Origin of the sequence: Sporosarcina sp. P19, assembly GCF_002743165.1 — a bacterium.
GTDB classification, from domain to species: Bacteria; Bacillota; Bacilli; order Bacillales_A; family Planococcaceae; genus Sporosarcina; species Sporosarcina ureae.
On record NZ_PDYR01000010.1, the window covers coordinates 68,026 to 84,051 of the forward strand.

General features: G+C 40.0%; 16 protein-coding genes. 3 read left to right on the forward strand and 13 right to left on the reverse strand.

Going from position 1 to position 16,026, the window contains the following annotated elements:
* The first annotated feature begins 133 nt into the window (after positions 1-133).
* Positions 134-307: a hypothetical protein gene (locus CSV74_RS16655; protein ID WP_158231792.1), complete on the forward strand. Its 174-nt coding sequence runs from the start codon at positions 134-136 to the stop codon at positions 305-307.
* Positions 308-346: 39 nt separating this feature from the next.
* Here CSV74_RS16655 and CSV74_RS11615 read toward each other — a convergent pair whose 3' ends face one another.
* From CSV74_RS11615 to nagZ, 6 genes are all read right to left on the reverse strand, one after another.
* Positions 347-1,648, reverse strand: coding sequence for a purine/pyrimidine permease (locus CSV74_RS11615; protein ID WP_099691770.1), 1,302 nt, complete (start codon positions 1,646-1,648; stop codon positions 347-349).
* 471 nt (positions 1,649-2,119) lie between these two features.
* Positions 2,120-4,483, reverse strand: coding sequence for a penicillin acylase family protein (locus CSV74_RS11620; protein ID WP_099691771.1), 2,364 nt, complete (start codon positions 4,481-4,483; stop codon positions 2,120-2,122).
* A gap of 238 nt (positions 4,484-4,721) precedes the next feature.
* Entirely contained in the window at positions 4,722-5,516 is a 795-nt protein-coding gene (locus tag CSV74_RS11625) for a VLRF1 family aeRF1-type release factor (RefSeq protein ID WP_099691772.1), read from the reverse strand.
* A gap of 132 nt (positions 5,517-5,648) precedes the next feature.
* On the reverse strand, positions 5,649-7,160 hold the full coding sequence (locus CSV74_RS11630; protein ID WP_099691773.1) for a Na+/H+ antiporter NhaC family protein: 1,512 nt from the start codon (positions 7,158-7,160) through the stop codon (positions 5,649-5,651).
* A 97-nt stretch (positions 7,161-7,257) separates the two neighbouring features.
* Positions 7,258-7,890: a lipase family alpha/beta hydrolase gene (locus tag CSV74_RS11635; RefSeq protein ID WP_099691774.1), complete on the reverse strand. Its 633-nt coding sequence runs from the start codon at positions 7,888-7,890 to the stop codon at positions 7,258-7,260.
* An 18-nt stretch (positions 7,891-7,908) separates the two neighbouring features.
* On the reverse strand, positions 7,909-9,555 hold the full coding sequence (nagZ, locus tag CSV74_RS11640) for a beta-N-acetylhexosaminidase (protein ID WP_158231793.1): 1,647 nt from the start codon (positions 9,553-9,555) through the stop codon (positions 7,909-7,911).
* Between the two features lie 114 nt (positions 9,556-9,669).
* Between nagZ and CSV74_RS11645 the strand changes: the two genes are divergently transcribed.
* Positions 9,670-9,849: a hypothetical protein gene (locus CSV74_RS11645; protein ID WP_099691776.1), complete on the forward strand. Its 180-nt coding sequence runs from the start codon at positions 9,670-9,672 to the stop codon at positions 9,847-9,849.
* A 47-nt stretch (positions 9,850-9,896) separates the two neighbouring features.
* Here the strand turns inward: CSV74_RS11645 and CSV74_RS11650 are convergent, their stop codons facing one another.
* From CSV74_RS11650 to CSV74_RS17045, 5 genes are all read right to left on the reverse strand, one after another.
* Positions 9,897-10,856, reverse strand: a complete 960-nt coding sequence (locus CSV74_RS11650) for a bile acid:sodium symporter family protein (RefSeq protein ID WP_099691777.1) — start codon at positions 10,854-10,856, stop codon at positions 9,897-9,899.
* Between the two features lie 152 nt (positions 10,857-11,008).
* A complete protein-coding gene (locus CSV74_RS17030; protein ID WP_255397466.1) occupies positions 11,009-11,131 on the reverse strand; it encodes a hypothetical protein in 123 nt (40 codons plus the stop codon).
* A 52-nt stretch (positions 11,132-11,183) separates the two neighbouring features.
* Positions 11,184-11,306: a hypothetical protein gene (locus CSV74_RS17035; RefSeq protein ID WP_255408340.1), complete on the reverse strand. Its 123-nt coding sequence runs from the start codon at positions 11,304-11,306 to the stop codon at positions 11,184-11,186.
* A 53-nt stretch (positions 11,307-11,359) separates the two neighbouring features.
* Positions 11,360-11,482: a hypothetical protein gene (locus CSV74_RS17040; RefSeq protein WP_255407646.1), complete on the reverse strand. Its 123-nt coding sequence runs from the start codon at positions 11,480-11,482 to the stop codon at positions 11,360-11,362.
* Between the two features lie 553 nt (positions 11,483-12,035).
* A complete protein-coding gene (locus tag CSV74_RS17045) occupies positions 12,036-12,158 on the reverse strand; it encodes a hypothetical protein (protein ID WP_255408341.1) in 123 nt (40 codons plus the stop codon).
* Between the two features lie 360 nt (positions 12,159-12,518).
* On the opposite strand from CSV74_RS17045, the gene CSV74_RS11655 reads away from it, so the two are divergent.
* Complete coding sequence (locus CSV74_RS11655) at positions 12,519-12,992, forward strand: cupin domain-containing protein (RefSeq protein WP_233190902.1); 474 nt, start codon at positions 12,519-12,521, stop codon at positions 12,990-12,992.
* A 103-nt stretch (positions 12,993-13,095) separates the two neighbouring features.
* On the opposite strand, the gene CSV74_RS11660 is transcribed toward CSV74_RS11655, so the two are convergent.
* Both CSV74_RS11660 and CSV74_RS11670 read right to left on the reverse strand, forming a co-directional pair.
* Positions 13,096-13,410 carry a hypothetical protein gene (locus CSV74_RS11660; protein ID WP_099670588.1) on the reverse strand — a complete coding sequence of 105 codons (315 nt, stop codon included), beginning with the start codon at positions 13,408-13,410 and terminating at the stop codon, positions 13,096-13,098.
* Between the two features lie 907 nt (positions 13,411-14,317).
* A complete protein-coding gene (locus tag CSV74_RS11670; protein WP_099691779.1) occupies positions 14,318-16,000 on the reverse strand; it encodes a methyl-accepting chemotaxis protein in 1,683 nt (560 codons plus the stop codon).
* Between the last annotated feature and the right edge of the window lie 26 nt (positions 16,001-16,026).

Genomic DNA, 16,026 nt, shown 5'->3' on the forward strand with positions numbered 1-16,026 from the left:
CCCTATTCTGAAATGTATGACTACTGTACTTCATTCGACAATTTACTAATGAATCCTCTTTCTTTCAATGAGATTCTCTTCTTTATGTATGGTTATCTCAAATTAAACCATATTATGATGAGGAGGGATTTCTATGGATAAAGATATACGTCATTTGTTTCATAAAGGAACGATCAACGAAGAAATGGGAATGGAGTTTGAAGCCACTGCCGAAGAAGTTTCACGCGCTCGTGAAAATGCAAGCGGTAAAGAGTATCGGGATGCTTTGAAAAAAGTCTATCGCGCAACAGAGGATAAAAGAAAATAATTAGTAAAAAACCCCAACAGGTTGAACTGTTGGGATTTTTCACATCTTACTATACGAATTCCTTTGCCTTCTACGTATCATATATTGCTCAATAATGATCGCAAGGATCGTTCCTGTAATCAATCCGTTAGATAGTGTTGAAGCTACCACGGCAGGAAGTTGTGACAGGCTTTCTGCTGGGACGAACATTGTACCTACACCTACCATCAATCCAAATGCTACCGCTTGGCGCGCGCGTTCCTTTTCTGGGTCAGCATCGAGTTCATTGAATGCCATCGACACCATTTTCGTAAAGATGGCAAAAGTTACAGCGTATGCAACGGGCGCAGGCAAAGCCGCAAATATGGCCATGATACTTGGAAACAACGTGATTAACACTAGGAGTGTGCTACCAATTATAAATGGTTTAATGGACGGCATACGTGTCGTGCCAACAAACCCAGCAGATCCTGAAATCGGTACGGAACCAATGGCAGAAAAGGCACCCGCAATTAGATGGATAAATCCTGAAGCAAATGCTCCTTGGCGTAAACGATCCGGCTGAGTAATTTGAAAAGATTGCTCCAATAAATGTTCCATGACACGGATCGATGCGAGCATATTCGCTACTAGCAATAATGTGATAAAGATCGCTGTAACGAGAACACCACTGTCCAATACGGGCTTTCCATAGACGAACATTTTCGGTAGTTGGATTAGTTGATCGGATACTTTCGCGATGGTTGGTGTTTTCCCTAGCATTAAGAAAATTCCCCAGCCAAGTGCAATCGAAATCAATATGGCATATCTAGATATGGACGGCCGTTTATTAGCCATCGCAATAAAAGTGATCAATAAAACAATGAAACTTCCGAGTAAAATGACTGGATCCAAACGGTCTCCTGCTTCTTCGACACCCATCATGCCTTTAATAAAGGTTCCGCTTAATTGTAAGATTAGCAACATTAAATAAGTGAACGTGATCGCTGGTGTGAAGAGCACTTTCATTTTTGTAATAATTCCCGTGGCTGCAAGGATAATGAATAGCACTCCACTGTACAACATACCACTTTGCAATGCCTGCAGGGCGTCTGTTGACGTTGTATAAAAAATACCGACCATGCCTGCATAGACTACATAGATTCCCCACCATAAGCCTGCGGGTCCTTCGTTAATTGGCATACGATGTCCGAAAAATGCTTGGATCAGACAGGCAATACCGAGAACGAATATGGTTCGTTGCATGAATAGCGATGTGGCTATGGGGTCCATACCGAAGACGTGTGCGATCGCGATGGGGGCTGCAATAGATGATGCGATGAGAAAGACGGTCCATTGTATGCCGCCCGCTAGATATTTCATTGTAAAATTCCTCCGATAATACTTTGCAAATTAGAATCCATATAGTATACCATGTGAGATGTGTTTTTTGCTTTTTGAAATTAAACTGCGCTTTTTTGGAGTGACCGTGGCTAGAGAGGTCATAGTTTTGGACCGGGTAAGTAAGATGCGGCAAGATCATTTATTTGTCTGTTTTGAACAGAGCTACTCGTTTGACTGCCTATAGAGTGTAATGCTTATTGGCCCCACTGCGGGGTAGGCCGTGGCCATGAGACAACTGACAGCACTATCGCCAGCTGGCTCCTGGCTGGAGGCAATCCCCACTTGCCTACGCGGGTCGAGAAAGCAGACACGTACTAACTTCAGTACCCAACAACTAGTCGAGCAACGCCTCCAACAATAACTGACCAAAACGCGCAGCGCAACTAAAAAAGACCGTCGCAAGAAGCAGTAAATCACTACTTCCCAGAGATGATCCTTAAGCAATTCTGATTATTTTCCTATAGGCTGCAACGTAAGTACACGACCGTCGGGAACATTTTGGCTCATCAGTGTTTCGTGGTATTGGCCACTTGCCCAGTCCTCTGCTTGGTCGTGGAACCATTTGGATTTTAAGTGTCCGCTTTGACCAGGTCCGACGACGTGATATGTCTTGGTTAAATCGTCTAGATCAGCAACGAAACGCCATGATGCGCCGTGGTTGACAGAGCCGTCATCTTTGAAGGCGGCGGCTTGTACTGTGATATTGGATCCGCCGATTGGTTGCTTTTCAGGATTTAATAGTTTTGCGAGTATGGGTGATGCACTTGCAAGTGGGTGAGGGAATGTTAGTTGGTGATAGTCGCCCCATGCCCATTTTTGTTGCTTGTCACCGAAGTCATTGGCGATGTTTTTCATTGCGTTGCTAAATGAATCGTACACCCATTGATCGATGCCTTGTTTTTCTTCTAACCAGACGCTTTCTTCTCCGCTATATCCTTTACGCAGAAGTTCGTCTGTAATCTGATTTTTGCCCGGCATTAGTTCATAGACATCCGCCGGCATTTCTTCACGGAACATATCAATTTGCAATTGTTTCATCCACTTATGGAAAATTAGCGGAGCACTACTATCTTTTGAATCCACTTGATCCCATTCTTTTAACGTATTCAATACTTCTTTATATTCACCTGATTGGTCTTCGTTCTCTACTGATCCAATCATGGAATGAAGGAATTCTGCTGCATAGAGATTTTTTTGGTCCATTTGCAGTTTCATCATGTCTTCCACTGTGAAGTTATCGCCTTCTCGCAGCACTTCCACAATCCGTTGGAAGCGGTATGGCTGTGCCCAGAACTTCGTGATGTGATATGGATACTCTTCATCGACCACTTCATTATTTGCTGTGGCGATAAAACCTTCTTCAGGATTCACCACACGTGGTAGTTCATCATATGGAATATAGCCTTTCCAACCATAGTCAGAAGAATCTCCTGGCACCGCCAATTGTGCGTCACCTTGTTTACGGATGGGAATGCGACCGTTTGCTTTATACGCGATTGTGCCATCCTTGGAAGCAAAGACGAAATTCTGTGCAGGTGCGTGAAACTTCTCTAATGCTTTCTCAAAACCTTCCCAATCTGATGATTTGTTCATCTCCATAATCGCTTCAAGTTCAAGTGTGGGCTCGAGTGCCGTCCACTGCATGGAGAATAATGCATCGGGATCTTCCTCTTTGTACATAACGTCTGAAATGATCGGCCCGTGTTTCGTGACGATTACTTTATATGGAATGTCTTCGGCCCCTTTAACTTTAATCGTCTCATTACGTACTTCTGCCTGCTCCCACTTTCCATCATAACGGAATTGAGCTTTTTTACTTGGATGTGGGACTTCAATGTAAAGATCTTGCACATCTGGACCAACGTTCGTAACACCCCAGGCGATTTCTTCATTATTCCCCAAAATGATTCCTGGAATTCCTGCAAAAATTACACCTTCAACATTTTGTTCAGGGGATTGTAAATGCATCTGATACCAAATAGACGGAGTACTCAGTCCTAAATGCGGGTCATCAGCGAGTAATGGTTTACCGGAAGCGGTCTTCTCACCTGATACAACCCAGTTGTTACTTCCATTGAATTCAGGCGGTGAAAGTTCCGGTAGAAAACGTCCCGCCACTGCCACGTTATGTTCTTTATTAGCCGTCATGATCGATTCTGCGTTTTCGGGATACGTCAGAAATAAATCTTTTATTTTCTCTTCAGGAAACGCATTAATCGCCCAGTGGCGGAATGCTTGCGGTTGCCATCTACCTCCCAAGTCATAAGCCATATACTTCCCGATGGTTAATGAATCGATAGGCGTCCACTCTTCAGGCTCATATCCAAGAAGCGAAAATTCGTAGGACAATTTCTTTTCAGATGTAGCTTCCTCAATGAATGCATTGACCCCTTCTGCATACCAGCCAAGCACCGCTTTCGCATGTTCTCCATATCCTTCATATGAAGCTTCCGCTGCATTTCGCAGACTGAATGTACGGAATAACTTATCCGTATCAACTGCCTTGTCACCGATGACTTCAGCTAGACGACCACTCGCCTGCCTGCGTGCTAGATCCATTTGGAATAAACGGTCTTGCGCTTGCACATAACCTTGCGCTCGGTACAGGTCTTCATCCGAAGCGGCATTGATATGCGGAACCCCATTGTGATCCCGTGTAATAACTACTTCTTGATCGACGAATGAGACTTGATGCTCTCCTGCTATCAATGGTTTCGACTTTGTTATGTAAGCGTTTGCAAATATAGCAACAAGAACCACTACAATTGATAGTATACTAAGTGTCCACAGCGTAATTTTCTTGAATCTCCCCATGTTAATCCCCCTCTTTAGAACTTAGTATACTATTAATATTCTGAAATTACTTTAATTATTATTCTTTAGTGCAGCCACATAATAATAAGTTGTAAATAAATTGGAGAGACGCGTCCCCCGTTTAAGCTTCAATCCGCTCTCACCGTATAGTAATTTTGATCTTACTCTAAGATCAAAAACACAAAAAAGAATGTCCCTTGAAGTCACGGACCTCTGGGACATCCTTTTATGGCACTACTTAGCGGGATTCGAAGATCTTTTGGATGACGTGATTATTGTTCGATTTTCCAAAGTTTTTGTGAATACAGCTTTCGGGCTTTTCACGCAAGATGGATGAGAAGCTTTTGGCCAGTTCCGCTTCCCCTGCCACATGCACTTCTTTCCATCCGCGCTTCTTTTTCATATTACCGACCACAGCGCCCATGTCTTTATAAAAACGATCTAGATTCTCTTTTAAGCGCTGATCAAATCCGTCTGTATGTCCTCCTACTCCCCGCTGTATGGAAGACTTGATGTCTTTTTGTTCTTTCCAGACATCGAGACCCGAATCAAATTCATACACTGTTTCGTCATGAACTCTCCCCATTGCTGTATCCAAAATCCGGACATTGCTGTAACTCGGGAGTATAATTCCCGCTTCTGGATATGCTTGTAACATATACTCCAATTCATTTGTCATCGCTTGATTTTCCCAATGAAAGCTCGTCTTTACTGCCACTTGAACATAATGAACAGACCAAATTTCAGGATCTGCTGCTGCAAAAATGATAGCACCTTTCGCCAAATCATTTTGCTTATCTTCAATTTCCTTCATTACTCGGTCTTTCAAAGAACGAAATGCAGTCAACTCTTTTTCATCTCCGGATGCGACGAGATATTCATCAATCCTTTTCAATCCTGATTTCAAATGAATTCTCCACGCAGCTTGCTGTTGGTCAGGATCAGCAGGGTTCGTGTTTAAGTATACGGACAGCACACATCGATCATCACAGTGAAATGCTTTCAACTTTTTCAACTCTTCACTAATACCCATCCAATCATCCTCCTTATTCCCTCAGCTGTAGCATGCCCGCTGAAATGAATATTACAAGGTAATTAGAGCTGTGAATTTTTTCAAGTAGAAAAGAAGTGCATCCTCATACGAGTAACACAACGCCTTTACTGTTTAACTAGTTATACTTTTTCCCTGTCTTTTGGATAATATTAATGCTACAACGATGATAATTGCAACTGATAAGAAAATCGTATACACACTACCTGTTATCCCCGCTACTATAAATCCTATGAATGCGGCAACAGCATTCAATAAAGCATAAGGGAACTGTGTTTTAACATGATCAATGTGGTCTGCACCAGCACCGGTCGAGGATAAAATGGTTGTATCGGAAATTGGAGAACAGTGATCTCCAAAAATCCCTCCAGATAACACTGCTCCAATACAAACGAGGAGATGTGCATCCAACGCAACTGCCATCGGAATAGCAATCGGAAGCATGATAGCGAACGTTCCCCATGAAGTACCAGATGCAATCGCCATGATGGCACCTACAACAAATAATATTGCAGGTATGATGAATGCCGGTATATTCCCTTTCATCACTTCTACGATATAATTTGCCGTACCCATTTCACCTATGACTTGACCAAGTGCCCATGCAAGCACAAGCGTTGTCGCGACATAGACCATTTTTTGCATGCCCATTGTATAAATATCAACTGATTCGCCAAACTTTTTGACTTTGAAAATTAGCATCAGCAATACAATTGTAATTGCAGCAAATAAATAGGCCGTACTCAGTGATACACGAAAATCTCCACCTGGTACTGGTTCGAACGGAAAGCCGTAAGAAACAAGCAAACTGAATAAGGTAACAAATAATACAAGCAGTGGTAACCACACTAAGATTGCACGGCTTCCAGTCGTATATTCCTCAGTGACTTCTGGTTTACGCAAAGGCTTTGATTCAGGCCAATATAGCTGACCAGTTTCACGTACACGTCGTTCTGCTTTCGCCATTGGTCCAAAATCAAGTTTTGTTAGAGCGATCACTGGAACTAAAAGAACAGCTAAGATGGCATAGAACTGGAACGGGATCACAGCAACTAATGTACTAAATTCAGAATCTGTAATATTAAGCTTATCGAATTCCGCACGAATTAATCCCATAATATAAACTCCCCATCCGATGAACGGAATTAAAACCGCCACTGGTGAAGACGTAGAATCAATGATCCACGCAAGTTTTTCACGCGAAATCTTTGCCTTGTCAAAAACCTTTTCAAATACTGGCCCCACAATTAAAGGTGTTCCCAAGTCTGAAAAGAAAATGATGATTCCACCGAACCACGCACCGAGTTGCGCTCTAGCTCGCGTAGTGAAAAGTTTCGCCGAAGATGTAGCAAGTGCTGCACCGCCACCTGACTTTTCCATTAGTGCAACAAATCCCCCAATGAAAAATAGAAGGACTAATACAGCTGCATTATAACCGTCAGTTAATTGCGGAAATAAATATTCTCCTATCGTAGAAGTAGTAGCGGTCAGCGGATTACCGCCAACTATGAGAAGCACGCCAATAAAGACACCTGAGAATAAAGCAATGATGACATTCTTCGAGATGATCGCTAAGACAACCGCGACTACTGGTGGTATAAGCGATAGTATTCCCATATGGTCCATAAATATTTTCTCCTCAGTTTATGTAATAGTCTGCATATACAAAAAATTCGCAGACTATTTTATTATAAATAATGAAGCGATAGATAGCAACGCTTTATCAAAAATTCCCAGTTCGCAAAAAACGTGCAGTTAATTCAGCTACATCTTTCTGATGATGGATTTCTTTATGTCCATACGGCAACGTAATAAAATCAGCTAGTCCCGGATAATACACTGAATCCAACTCTACTCGTCCATCATTTTCCCCTTGGAGTAACTTTCCAAGCCATAAATGATTTCGGGTTCCCGCGATTGCGCCAATTGAAAAGGGTGTTATATCCGGCAAATTCAGCTGCTCAATATACGTAGCGTTCAATGAACGTAATGTTCTATAGTACTCAGTGTACCCAGTAATTTTACTCGCCACGTGCGCGAGCTGACTTCCTCGATTTGGCGTGGCAATTTGCACACAGTGACCAATTGAATCTTTCCATTGTGTTTCCTGCAATACTTTTCGAATAAGTAGACCGCCTGTACTGTGACCGACTAAATGAATAGGTGCATCTATTTGTGAAATCATATGGGATAGGTGTTTTTCTACAAGAAAAAAAGAATGATCAAATTCAAGATAGGTTAACGGTAAGTCGAGTGATCTGCACTGAAAACCGTGAAATTCTAAATAAGTAGACAACGTCTGCATATCACGTGAGTTTTTATTAAAACCATGAAGTAAAAGAACCCGTTCTTCCATGCGATCACTCCTTTATCATTACTTACCTGATTCGATTTTCTCTATAAGCTCCTTCGTTTGTTGATTTAGCTCTACTACATCGACTTTCTCTTGTTGAATATCTTCCACTCCATACTGTTGCTTCAGCAGTAAAATCCGCTCGACACTTTGATTGATTCGTCGTTCTGTAATTACTCCTTCATTTAGAGCATCTTGTAATGCAGTGAGTAGCTCGTTTACTGGAGTATATCTATGCCCAACGAGCAAAATATCACTACCTGCTACAATAGATTGGATTGCCACCTCTCCAATCGAATAGTTCTTTTCGATAGCTCCCATGACCAAGTCATCTGTAATAACTACACCGTCAAATTGTAATTCATCACGCAATAAGTCTTGAATGATTATTTTTGAAAATGAGGCAGGTGTTTTCGGATCATATGCCTCTACAAGTAAGTGTCCGACCATTACCGCATTGACGCGGCCCTCAATCGCCTGTTTAAAAGGAAGCAGTTCTACATTCTTTAAGCGCTCCTTATTATGTGTGATCACAGGCAAATTAATATGCGAGTCTACACTTGTATCACCATGTCCTGGAAAGTGTTTGACGACAGGTATGACATGTTGCGACGCCATACCATTCACTTGCTGGATTCCTGCTTTACTGACTAGCTGTGCATCATTACCATAGGAACGGTCACCAATCACTGGATTATTCGGATTGCTATCCACGTCAAGAACAGGTGCAAAATTCATATTCAATCCAAACGCACTCATTTTGCGGCCAATTAACTCGCCAACATCATATGCATATTTACCGTTTTTAGCATTCCCTAATTCACGATTAGAAGGAGTTTTTACAAGTCCCTTTGGCAAACGGGTAACACGTCCTCCTTCTTCGTCTGCACTAATAAATAACGGTGTTTTTGCATTAGTATTTGCTTGTTTTAAATCATTAATCAAACTAAGCGACTGCGAAACAGACACAAAATTACGGGTAAATAAAATGATGCCACCGACATGTCTGTCTTGGATAAATGTCTTCGCCACTGAATCCAGCTGCGGACCTCGCACACCCATCAGAATCAACTGACCGAGCTTTTCATCTAATTGCATTCCCTCTATGACAGCCTGAATTTCAGCACTTGGCTTATGGAGAACAGCAACTTCTGCGATAGATGCATCGTTTTCTGAAGAGGAAAACAGCAAGGTTAATTGATATTCATCATTCAATTTATAAACAAAAGCCGTTTGCTCATCTAGTTGTCCTAGTTTGTCTGGAGCTCCTAGTATTTCTCTAGTTTGCGACTGCTTTACATCATCGAGGTTTGATTCCACTGTACGCAATTTATAGACCAAATTATTTTCTGTCAAACCAAGCTTCAACTGTTCTTTTTCATAAACCGCATAGGTTCCTTTATTATCACGTTCTACTTTATCTGCTTCCCCCAACTGATCTTGAACTTGTTGAAAAGTAGTTTCTCCTGCTTGCCACTGTTGGTTGGGCAGCCTTCCTGTTTTAGCGGCATCGTGAATCGTAATCAACGCTTGTTTGTTCTGCTTATTTCGTATTTCTAATTGTTTAGCTTTTTCATCCTGTTCGTTCTCTTGATTTGAACACCCTGTTGCTATTATAAAAAAGGCACCGACGACGAGTAATAGTACGATTCTAGATACTTTCCGCATAGTTCCACCTCTTCTTTTAGTCATGATAACATTTTACAGATATCTATTGATGTCGTCAGCTGTCGTATAAAATTTCGGATTTTGTCCATTCTAGTCAGTAGGAGGTGGACGAACATGACGAATAAAAATAACAAAAAAACCATGAATGAACGGACACACAACCCATTGGATACGTATCAGAATAAAAACAAAGAAGCCAGTAATAGTAATAATCAACGTCCGGAAGGTCATTCAGTAGAAGAATTTTCTGCTGAGTTTGGATCTAGACCCAAAAATAAGAAGAAGAAAAAATAAAACAACTGCCGTGTTCTGATCTTCAGAATGACGGCAGTTGTTTTATTTTATCCCTCTTCATTTACCTCAAAATGACGTCTTCCATACCAGTTCCCTACTTTATTGTATGCCGAGGCAAGTACTTGCTGGAATAGCATACCGAAAACGACAGGCATGACGACTTTCGCCGGGAAAAACGTTGTCGCGATGACAACACCAGTCGCAATATTTCGCATGCCGCCCACAAACATGAATGTGGTAGCAATTACTGGGTCTTTCCATAGTACATGCGCAATCCATAAGGCGATTGCATAGCCCGTTAACGCTATGAATAGTACAAGAGCAATAATGCCGATCAGTTCCAAAGAAACCTTCTGAACATAAGGCGCTACTGCACTACCATTGATCGCAACAATCGCAAACAGACTTAATTTAGAGAAGGGAGCTAAAAAGGGGCCCCATTTCTTTTGGATGCTTCCCTTTGATAGTTCATTTAACGTAATACCTAGTATTGTAGGAAGTACAATCATCCACAGTAAATTTAAGATTAGTGACATCGTATCAATTGTTACGCTTTCTCCTACGACGAAATACAGAATAGCCGGTAAAATGATAGGTGCCAGTAATGTATCAATCAATATGATAGATAAGCACAGAGGTAGATTGCCCTTCGATATGGTTACCCAAATCACACTCGTAACCCCCGTCGGAATAGCTACTGCCAATACAAAACCTACCGTCAGTAAATGATCATCAAAAAAGACTGTGGATAAAAAGTAAGCCCATGCAGGCATTACTATATGCAGAAAAGCGATGCTTACGAGCACTACGGCAGGATACTTCCTTACCATACGCACTTCTTTGACATTCATGCCAAGACTGCCTACAAACGTCATAAAGGCAAACAACCAGGAGACGATAAATAATAACTGCTCCCCTACTTGATGAAACAATACACCGATCACTAAGCTAAGTGGTGTTAATATGGCAATCCATCGTTGTAAAAAAATATTTAAATTACTAAACATATAATTCCCTTCTTTACTAGCCTGACGTCATGGTTGATATAGTCGTATTCTAGCATAGTAGATTGTGTGAGAATTAATAATCTAACTAACAAATATAATGGATGCATAAAAAACCCGCAGCAGTACATCGCTACGGGTTTTTTATGACGACATTATTTTGTGTATGAAAGAACTGCATATTTGCTGAAGTTCTTCATCGCGTCAGTCGCTTCTGCTTTCTCAGCATATTCAAAAATACGTACGTTCGCTTGGTCGAACAAAGTAATTACCCACATGTTTGTCAATCTCCTTTTAATTTGTATTCATTTATCACCAGTAAAGCATCGCTTAGTATGTGTATGTTAGAACTGCGTAATTGTTAAAGTTCTTCAATGCTTTTGTTGCTTCTGCCTTCTCAGCATATTCAAAGATCCTTACGTTTGCTTGATCAAATAATGTAATAACCCACATGTTTGTCAGTCTCCTTTTAATTTGTATTCATTTATCAATAGTAAAGCCAACACTTAGTATGTGTATGTTAGAACTGCGTAATTGTTAAAGTTTTTCATTGCATTTGTCGCTTCGGCCTTTTCAGCATATTCAAAGATTCTTACGTTTGCTTCGTCAAACAATGTGATAACCCACATGCTGTGTAGTCTCCCTTTTGTTTGGCAGCATAGTTCCTTGAATGGAATCTGCTAACCAATTTCTTTTGTTACTCTTATCATACTCTGTTCTACAACAAAAGAAACCGATATGTGAAGTTTTTCACAAATCATTTAAAGTCAAAACGCTTACATATGTCGTAATTGTGTCTGCAAACGTTTTCTTAACAACGAATTAGAAATTATGCATCATTTTATAAATTTAATTTAATTTTTTCATCAACATAAAATTACATCCTTCGACAGGGACCGTGAACTAGCATCTCCAATTATATAAGTTCCAATTCAATTTACATGTAAAAAACCGTAGCGAAGTGCGCTACGGTTTAGGTAATAACTGCTTATCTTGTGTAAGTAAGAACGGCATATTTACTAAAATTCTTCATTGCATTCAAAGCTTCTACCTTCTCAGCATACTCAAATATTCGTACGTTCGCTTGATCAAATAAAGTAATTACCCACATGTTTGTCCATCTCCCTTTGACTTTCTTTTATATCGTTCATTATTATTAGCTATGTGTATGTTCAGTGCTTCTTATTTTGTATAGGATAAAACAGCGTACTCATTGAATTTCTCCATGGCAGTGGTAGCTTCTATTCTCTCTGCATATTCAAAGATCCGTACATTTTCTGTTTCGAACAAAGTGATAACCCACATATTATTCAATCTCCTTTAGTTGTATGTTGATTCACTAGGCGAGAATCTATAATCAACTTCTCTTGTTACCCTTAGTATACTATCCTTTTCAATTGGTTTGGCCGCATTGTGAATACCTTCACAATTCATTCAAGGTTGAACCGCTTACATATGACTACTTTGTGAATTCTAGTCACAATAAGTTTAGCTGTTTACTCATTTTTCTTTTAAACACAAATTAGAGTTCCATACATATACTATGATGAAAATATAAAGAGAGGGATGAGTGTTATCCAACAACCTGTTTCAAATTTCATATTAGCGTGTTGGTATCAGCCGATGTATGTATGGCCTTGTTTCCATATGTATCCTTCACAGCAAATGAATCAGTCTGAATTTCATTCTGTACTACCACACCATAGTCAAACAGATTATGGTCCTATGCCTTTCACGATTAATATAGAAGAGGCAACAAAAAGGAACCAAACATTTCGCACCGCGTTATGGACAGGTGACCATTTGCAACTCACACTTATGAGTATTGCACCGGGAGAGGATATTGGTTTAGAGAAACATCCCTATGTTGATCAATTTATTAGGCTTGAGGAAGGGCAAGGAGTGGTTCAGATGGGACGTAGAAAAGATCAAGTAGATTTCGAGCGGCACGTTCAGGATGATGATATTATTATTATTCCAGCTGGGTCCTGGCATAATTTAATAAACACCGGTACTGTGCCCATCAAATTGTATTCTATTTATGCACCGCCAAATCATTCCCACGGTACGGTACACGAAACGAAGGCTATAGCGGATGAAATGGAGTCCACACATACTACTCACAATACGGATATATAGTTATCTGAAATCACTATGATTATGATAGTAAAAGTTAAAAAGACAAGACACCCATTTACACGGCGTCTTGTCTTTGTCATTTCTATTTATAGTGTAAAATTTTTCATAAAAATAATAAGGCTAAGCTAACTACGATAGAAATTGAGAGCGCAATTTTACTTAACAACACAAGCTCTTCACTTCTGAACTTAATAACAACTGCCAATATAGCTACTATCCCCATTACGACGGCTAGTGTTCTTTGAATTGCGAAGTTTGAAGGAAAAGTTGTAAACGCTAGGTACGATAAAAGCAGGCCAAATAACATATTGATTATAATTATACTGTTATTGGATTTACTTTTATATAATACGACTTGAATTCCTATCGCTAGGACTATTAAAACTATATACATGATTTCCAATATGCCTAATGCCATATGAGTTCACTCCTTCTTATTAAAATTAACTAATTCAGTAATTGTAACATGAAGTCGATACTTAGTATATTTCTTCATTAACTGTTGCGCTATTAATTCAAATTCCGCATCGGTTCTATGATGTCCACATTTTTATGAGTGTATTCATCTGAATCACGTCGGACATATTAATTTTTATAAAATTTCCGGAGATTATAGGATGCCTCTTAAGGTAGAAAATAAGAAGATAAGAGAAAGTATTGGTCTAATTTTAAATTATAACAGTATACTTATATATATCTGAATAATACTAGTATTCAAATAACAAAACCATCTGATAATATTATTTTTCATCTTATAATTTCTACATTTAGTCATGTATAAAAAATACCCATGACTCTAAACTGGCTTAGAGACTGAGCATTAGACACTTTTTTATCTCTCCACTTCCAACCAAGCAACGCACTCCACATGCGACGAGTTGATAGTGTATACAAGTCTATCAGTATATTGGAGTAGCACTTGCCTAGATTTAAAATATTAAAAATGGAACCCCCTTTAATAGGATGTCTATTAAGAAAACAGTACCGGCCTATAGGAAGGTAGGGATTGTTTCCAAAGTCAAATATAAATAGTTGTTGTTTCGGTATCGAACTTTGGATTTTTCCGTTAGACTTTTCAGATTTAAACATTGGTAATTGAATCGGCGGGAGTCGAACCCGCTTCCAGAGGCTCTAAATATTTAAGTGTCTACGCGTATAAAAAACGTAGCCAGAAAAGACTCGGTTATTTATCACCGTCATCTTTTCCAGCTACGTATTGTAAAAGTGCTTAGTGGCGCAATTTAAGCATCAGTTTTATGTCCATTTTTACGGGGCTTGACCACATGTACATAAAAATCAATATATAGAAACTGTCTCTCGTGAAATTAGAGTTTAAATTGCAGCACCATTCCGTTCAGTTTCTCGGCTAGTTCGGCAAGTTGTCTGGAACTTCCTGCTACTTCTTCCATCGAACTGCTTGTTTGTTGTGAGGAGGCAGAGGTTTGTTCTACTCCCGCGGATGATTCTTCAGAAATTGCTGCAATTTCCTCAATGGATCCTCTCATCTTCTGACTGTTTCCTGCAATCTCAGATAAGTTTTCCGTGACGGTATGAATATGCCTAACCATTTCTGTCACAGCATTACTAATTCCATTGAATGTCTCAGTCGTATTATTTATTTGATTCGTGCCTTTTTCTACTTCTTCATAACCCTCTAGCAATGATCCTGCTACAGAACTTGATTCATTTTGGATACTCGTTACGTTGTCTGTTATATCCGTTACAGACACAGTCACCTGTTCTGCAAGTTTTTTCACTTCCTCTGCTACAACAGCAAAACCTTTTCCATGTTCACCTGCTCTTGCTGCTTCAATTGCGGCATTTAAGGCCAACAGATTCGTTTGATTAGCAATATCCTTTATCACGACAACCAACTTGGATATTTCTTGGGATTGTGCATCCAATCCTTGGATTTTCTGAACTGCTTCCTTCACAATTTGGTCAATCTTAGCCATTTGTTCATTCGAAGACTCCATTAATTGACTACCTTCTGAAGTCATAGAAAGCACTTCACTTGAAGCGCGTTGAATATGTTCACCTTTTTCATTCGCCTCTTCGACTTTACTTGTAAAGGACTCCATCATAACAGCCAGTTCACTTGCACTCCTAGCCTCCCCTTCGACACCGACAGCCAACTCTTGCATCGTAACTGCAATTTGATGCGCAGCTGCATTCACCTCATCCGCTGACTGGATTAATTCTTCACTTTGACCTGTTACGGAATCGGAAACTATATTGATTTGATTTAATAACTGACGCGTATTGTTGCTCATTTCATTTGTCGCATTGATAAGTTGAGCGATTTCGTCTCTAGTTCGTGTTCCAAGCATTTCTCCACTTAAATCCCCTTTTGCTATTTCATCCATTCGATCCCTCACCATTGTTATCGGTTTGGTTATCATATTTGCAGTCAGAAGAGCAGCAGCTACGCTAAGTACAATCACTAAAATGGTGACGATTGCAACAATACGAAGTGTTGCTTCTCCCCCAGCAATAATTTCTTGCTCAATCTTATTGATAGTTGTTTGGCTGTCTTCAGCCATTTTTTCATAACCGGCCATGATCTCACGAACCATAACGGCAGCTGCATCCAAATTTTGAATCGCTACCTCTGTGTTCCCTTTATCATACTCGTCAAAGACGTCTGAAGCAATCTTCGTCCGCCAAGCAATCGTCTGTTCAATAAGCTGATTGAATTCCTCTGTGGCACCAATCTCCTTTACTATATCCCCATAGTACTCCCCTTGTTCCGTATATTCGTTGAAGCGATCTTTGTAGTCCCCTCCGAATAATACATACCCACGAGCAGTCCCTATCCGATTTGCCATTGATAATGCCAATTGATCGTTGGCAATTAACAGTGGAAGCTCTTTCTCTACAATATTTCTCGCTTCTTTATTGCTCTTCATAATTACTGAAATGTTATAAACACCCAATAGAATGACTAATAAAATAACAAGTGAAAACGCGAATAACAATTTAATTTTGATACTTTTGAAGTTAAACATTTTCTCCAATCCTCTTCTCCGATTTT

Bases quoted from the DNA above. Each gene is read 5' to 3' on its own strand.
- CSV74_RS17030 (WP_255397466.1), bottom strand. From the start codon at position 11,131: ATGTGGGTAATTACTTTGTTCGACCAAGCGAACGTACGTATTTTTGAA.
- CSV74_RS11630 (WP_099691773.1), bottom strand. From the start codon at position 7,160: ATGGACCATATGGGAATACTATCGCTTATACCACCAGTAGTCGCGGTT.
- CSV74_RS17045 (WP_255408341.1), bottom strand. From the start codon at position 12,158: ATGTGGGTTATCACTTTGTTCGAAACAGAAAATGTACGGATCTTTGAA.
- CSV74_RS11635 (WP_099691774.1), bottom strand. From the start codon at position 7,890: ATGGAAGAACGGGTTCTTTTACTTCATGGTTTTAATAAAAACTCACGT.
- CSV74_RS16655 (WP_158231792.1), top strand. From the start codon at position 134: ATGGATAAAGATATACGTCATTTGTTTCATAAAGGAACGATCAACGAA.
- CSV74_RS11660 (WP_099670588.1), bottom strand. From the start codon at position 13,410: ATGGCATTAGGCATATTGGAAATCATGTATATAGTTTTAATAGTCCTA.
- nagZ (WP_158231793.1), bottom strand. From the start codon at position 9,555: ATGCGGAAAGTATCTAGAATCGTACTATTACTCGTCGTCGGTGCCTTT.
- CSV74_RS11670 (WP_099691779.1), bottom strand. From the start codon at position 16,000: ATGTTTAACTTCAAAAGTATCAAAATTAAATTGTTATTCGCGTTTTCA.
- CSV74_RS17035 (WP_255408340.1), bottom strand. From the start codon at position 11,306: ATGTGGGTTATTACATTATTTGATCAAGCAAACGTAAGGATCTTTGAA.
- CSV74_RS11645 (WP_099691776.1), top strand. From the start codon at position 9,670: ATGACGAATAAAAATAACAAAAAAACCATGAATGAACGGACACACAAC.
- CSV74_RS11655 (WP_233190902.1), top strand. From the start codon at position 12,519: ATGAATCAGTCTGAATTTCATTCTGTACTACCACACCATAGTCAAACA.
- CSV74_RS11625 (WP_099691772.1), bottom strand. From the start codon at position 5,516: ATGGGTATTAGTGAAGAGTTGAAAAAGTTGAAAGCATTTCACTGTGAT.
- CSV74_RS17040 (WP_255407646.1), bottom strand. From the start codon at position 11,482: ATGTGGGTTATCACATTGTTTGACGAAGCAAACGTAAGAATCTTTGAA.
- CSV74_RS11650 (WP_099691777.1), bottom strand. From the start codon at position 10,856: ATGTTTAGTAATTTAAATATTTTTTTACAACGATGGATTGCCATATTA.
- CSV74_RS11620 (WP_099691771.1), bottom strand. From the start codon at position 4,483: ATGGGGAGATTCAAGAAAATTACGCTGTGGACACTTAGTATACTATCA.
- CSV74_RS11615 (WP_099691770.1), bottom strand. From the start codon at position 1,648: ATGAAATATCTAGCGGGCGGCATACAATGGACCGTCTTTCTCATCGCA.